Source organism: Acidimicrobiia bacterium (assembly GCA_040881685.1).
GTDB lineage: Bacteria > Actinomycetota > Acidimicrobiia > IMCC26256 > PALSA-555 > SHVJ01.
In genome coordinates this window covers 1-4221 of record JBBECS010000021.1, presented here as the reverse complement: position 1 = coordinate 4221, position 4221 = coordinate 1, and the positions used below count along the sequence as shown (strand labels likewise).

5 protein-coding genes are annotated in these 4221 nt (G+C 67.4%); 3 read left to right on the top strand and 2 right to left on the bottom strand.

The window, feature by feature from the left end; genetic code table 11:
- Positions 1–144 precede the first annotated feature (144 nt).
- Both WEE69_06150 and WEE69_06145 read left to right on the top strand, forming a co-directional pair.
- Positions 145–1266 (top strand): ferritin-like domain-containing protein, encoded by a 1122-nt coding sequence (locus WEE69_06150; GenBank protein MEX1144867.1) that lies wholly within the window; start codon positions 145–147, stop codon positions 1264–1266.
- 104 nt (positions 1267–1370) lie between these two features.
- Positions 1371–1622 carry a hypothetical protein gene (locus WEE69_06145; GenBank protein ID MEX1144866.1) on the top strand — a complete coding sequence of 84 codons (252 nt, stop codon included), beginning with the start codon at positions 1371–1373 and terminating at the stop codon, positions 1620–1622.
- Positions 1623–1626: 4 nt separating this feature from the next.
- Here WEE69_06145 and aat read toward each other — a convergent pair whose 3' ends face one another.
- A complete protein-coding gene (aat, locus tag WEE69_06140) occupies positions 1627–2208 on the bottom strand; it encodes a leucyl/phenylalanyl-tRNA--protein transferase (protein MEX1144865.1) in 582 nt (193 codons plus the stop codon).
- Between the two features lie 89 nt (positions 2209–2297).
- Positions 2298–3077, bottom strand: coding sequence for a hypothetical protein (locus WEE69_06135; protein ID MEX1144864.1), 780 nt, complete (start codon positions 3075–3077; stop codon positions 2298–2300).
- Between the two features lie 170 nt (positions 3078–3247).
- Here WEE69_06135 and WEE69_06130 point away from each other — a divergent pair, with 170 nt between their 5' ends.
- Positions 3248–4171 (top strand): hypothetical protein, encoded by a 924-nt coding sequence (locus WEE69_06130; protein MEX1144863.1) that lies wholly within the window; start codon positions 3248–3250, stop codon positions 4169–4171.
- Positions 4172–4221 lie beyond the last annotated feature (50 nt).

The window sequence follows — 4221 nt, the reverse complement described above, 5'->3', positions numbered from 1 at the left end:
AGGGTTGTGGTACACGGTGATCACCGCCATAGGCGTCAGGCTACCGTGGAGTAACCCGCGGAGCGGAGGGGCGCACATGGCCAAAGTCAGCGAGACGCAGCGGAGCGCTGGCCGGATGGCCGGTAGAGCGGAGCGGAGTCGACCATGAGTGTGGATTTCAAGGCACTCGGGCGCGACGACGCCAACAGCATCGAGTCCATCCTCGCCGACGACGCCATCGACTTCGGCGAGCTCGCCCACACCACGGCCGTGGGCGCCGACTGCATCTTCACGTGGGACTACGAGCGCAGCCGCGCCGCGCTGTCCAAGCTCTACGAGCGGGCGAAGACGTCGCAGTGGAATGGCAGCACCGACCTGGACTGGTCGATCGACGTCGACGTCGAGTCCGTCGCCCGCGAGATGCAGTCGGCGATCGCCCACCTGCGCCAACGGCTCATCGACCTCCCGAACTCGCCGCTCAAGACCTGGACCGATGCGCAGTGGACGAACCTCGCGGTCGAGGCGTTCAACTGGCGCATGAGCCAGTTCCTGCACGGTGAGCAGGGCGCGCTCATCTGCACGGCCAAGATCGTCGAGACCGTCCCGTGGATCGACGCCAAGTACTACGCGTCAACGCAGGTGATGGACGAAGCTCGCCACGTCGAGGTCTTCTCTCGCTACCTCGACACCAAGCTCGACGGGCACTACCCCGTCAACCCGGCCTTGCAGCTGCTCATCGACGACATCATCGGCGACGACCGCTGGGACATGACCTACATGGGCATGCAGATCATGGTGGAAGGACTCGCCCTCGCCGCGTTCGGGTTCATGCACGCGGTGACCACCGAGCCGCTGCTCAAGAAGCTCCTCCGCTACGTGATGAGCGACGAAGCGCGTCACGTTGCGTTCGGCGTGCTCTCGCTCAAGGAGTACTACGAAGGGTTGGGTGCGGCCGAGATCAAGGAGCGTCAGGAGTTCGCGTTCGAGGCCGGCCTGCGCATGCGCGACCGGCTGATGATGCACGCGGTGTGGGAGCGCTGCGGCGTCGAGCGCGAGATGATCACGCGCATGCTCTTCGAGGTGCGCAAGCCAGGAGTGAACCCGTTCCAGGCCGCGCTGTTCTCCAAGATCGTCCCGAACTGCAAGAAGCTCGGCTTGCTCGACGCCGGCGACGGATGGCTGCGTGATCGCTTCACCGAGATCGGCGTCATCGAGTACGAGGACGCCCCGGACACCGAGACCGAATACGCACTCCTCGACGCCGTCGCCGCTGATCGCGAGTCCTAGCTTTGCCAGGCGGCGAGAGATATCGCCGCCTGGCCGTCCACAAAGGTCAAGATCAAGATCACATCGGGTTGCAGTTGAAACACCGTGGCAAGTAGACCGACGGCATGACAAAGCGAAGCCCCATCGGCGTCTTCTTCTTGGCGCTCTTCACGCTCGGGATCTACGGCATCGTCTTCGTGAACATCTACTGGCTCTGGAAGTACTCCCAGGGTGTGGAGCAGGTCACGGCCGAGAAGATGAACGCTCCAATCGCGTTCATCCTGATCTTCCTGCTCGGGATCATCGGCGGAGCAATCATCCAGGACAGCTTCAACAAGGTCGTGGGGAACCCGACACCTCCGCCGCCAACAGTCTGACCGTTCACTCCAACGAGAGTTGGGGCCGGCGAACCGCGCCGGCCAGCTCTCGGAGGTAGTCGGCCCGACACACTTCGACTGCGCCGAGCGAGGCGAGGTGCTCGGTCTGCCATTGGACGTCGAACACTCTGGCACCGCCGGCTCGAAGACGTTCGACGAGACCCACGAGCGCGACCTTGGACGCGTCGGTACGGCGGTGGAACATCGACTCGCCGGCGAAGAGGCCACCGATCGCGACGCCGTACACGCCGCCCGCGAGCTCGGGCTCGGGGTCACGCGTCCACGCCTCGACACTGTGCACCCAACCCAGCTCGTGCAGCCGCGTGTAGGCGGCGATGAACTCGTCGTCGATCCAACCGGACGGGCGCGACGGATCTGCGCAGCTGCGGATGACGTCGGCGAACGCCGTGTCGACCCGGATCTCGAACTGGCGACACGAGCGCCGGAGCGAGCGGCTGACATGTAAGCCGTCGAGCGGGATGACGCCGCGCGGGTCGGGTGACCACCAGGCGATCGGTCCGCCCCCCCGCAGCCGCATCGGGAAGAGGCCGCCCCGGTACGCGGCGAGGAGCGTGCCCGGCTCCAGGTCAGCACCGAGGCCGACGACATCGTCGTCGGCCTCGGTTGGATCAGGAAGCTGCCACCGCGTCGGCGGCGGCTCGAGAGGTTGCGTTCTTACACGCCTTCGCAGAACCCAGCCTTGTCGGTGTTGTAGGTGCCGTCCGCGCAGCGGATGTTCGGGTTGTCGTGCGAGAAGACGCCGAGCGGGCTCTCCCACCCGGGAACGACCCACGCGTGCACCATCCACGTGGTGATCGTCATGAAGCTGCCCCCCACGTCCCGGCACATCTTCGCCGTCACGTCTGCGTCGGCCGGGAACGGCACCTCGAGCGAGCCCCCAGGACCAGTGCCGAACTTCACGCACACATTGCTGTGGCGGTGCCAGTGGTCGTTCGGTCCGACGAAGCCCTCGGGCGCGTCGGCTCCGCCACCGAGGTACATGAGGCCCACGATCTTCGACTCGGGGTTCATGCCCTCGTAGATGAGCGAGCCGGGATGCTCGAGGTCGATCGGATCGGCACCCAGGCTGCCGCCCACGTAGTGCGCCCCGCTACCCGGTGCGAAGCCCCCGGCGAGGTAGTAGCCCGCGGCCTCGGCGTCGGCGACGGTCGGGTAGCGCATCGCAGTGTCACGGGCCACGACCAGCTGCGCGGCGACCAACGCGCGCTCCTCGGTGCTGAGCGGCTGGTCGGGCTCCGACTCGTGCGCGATGTCCTGGAGCTTGACGCCCGTGATCTTCTGACCGTTGATGGCGGTCGGGTGACCGGCGTGGCCCGAAGATGCGGCTGGCGTGACGAGCACACGCGGCTCGGTGGTGCCGGGATCAGCAAGCAGGATGGTTCCCGCTCCAGCCACGAATGCAGCCAGGATGACGGCAAGCCACGGTGTGCGCATGAGGTGTCCCCCCGAAGGAGCCGCCCCGCCAGGGCGTCGTGGCTCCACCCTACCGGCTCAAGGGCTTCAGCCGGAGCGTCCCGGGCTACCCTCGATTCCCGAGAGCTCGCCCCGCGACCCGGCGTGCGGGCCCTGGGACTGACCCCGCCGCTCTCCTGAGGAGTCCCCGCGTGCGCCCCATCCCCGACCGACGCAGCCGTTGGACGCGCGCGGCCGTCGGGCTGGGAGCGACCGTGCTCGTCGTCGGCGTGCTCCTCCCCGCCTCCGTGGCGAGCGCCGGCTCGCTCGCCGATGCCGAGGCCGAGGTCGCGGCGTTGCGCGCCCAGGCCGACGCGGCGTCCGCGGCGTTTCTCGACACGCTCGCACAGGCCCAGGCACTCGAGGCCCAGATCGGCGAGATCCAGACCCGGCTCCCCGAGCTCGCCGAGCGCCGTCGCCAGCTCCGCGACCGGGCCAAGAAGCGTGCCGTCGCCGCGTACATGCGCCCAGGCAGCGGATTGAGCCCGATCCTTGGAACGGGCGACGTGCTGACGCTGATGCGACGCACGCACCTCCTCGACCAGCTCAACGCGCAGGATCACGAGTTGTTCGAGGATCTCTTCCAGGTGACCGAGCAGCTCGAGGTTGAGCGTGCGCAGCTCCAGCAGGCTCGCGAGGCGCAGCAGACCGTGCTCGACGACCTCCTAGCGCTCGGTCGCGACATCGACGCAAAGCTGCAGGCCGCCGAAGACCGGGCTCGCGCGCTGCGCGCACAGCCACCGCGACCGGTGAACCCGACCGGTAGCGGCGCCGCGCCTCCTGGCGCACCCGTGGACTACACGCCCACCCCAGGCATGCACCCGCAACATTTCCACCCATTCCTCGTGTGCACCCGCGCGCACGAAGGGAGCTACACCTCGTACAACCCCGATGGGCCGTACATGGGTGCGTACCAATTCCTCCAGTCGACTTGGAACAGCACTGCGAACCATGCCGGACGATCCGAGCTGGTCGGCGTCCCACCGCACACCGCAAGTGAGTACGACCAGGACGACATGGGTTGGGAGCTCTACCAGTGGCAGGGCAGCCGCCCCTGGGGCGGTCGCTGCGACTAGCCCGTCCAGGCGGGGAGCATTGCCTTCATGAAGTCTTCGTCACTCGACGC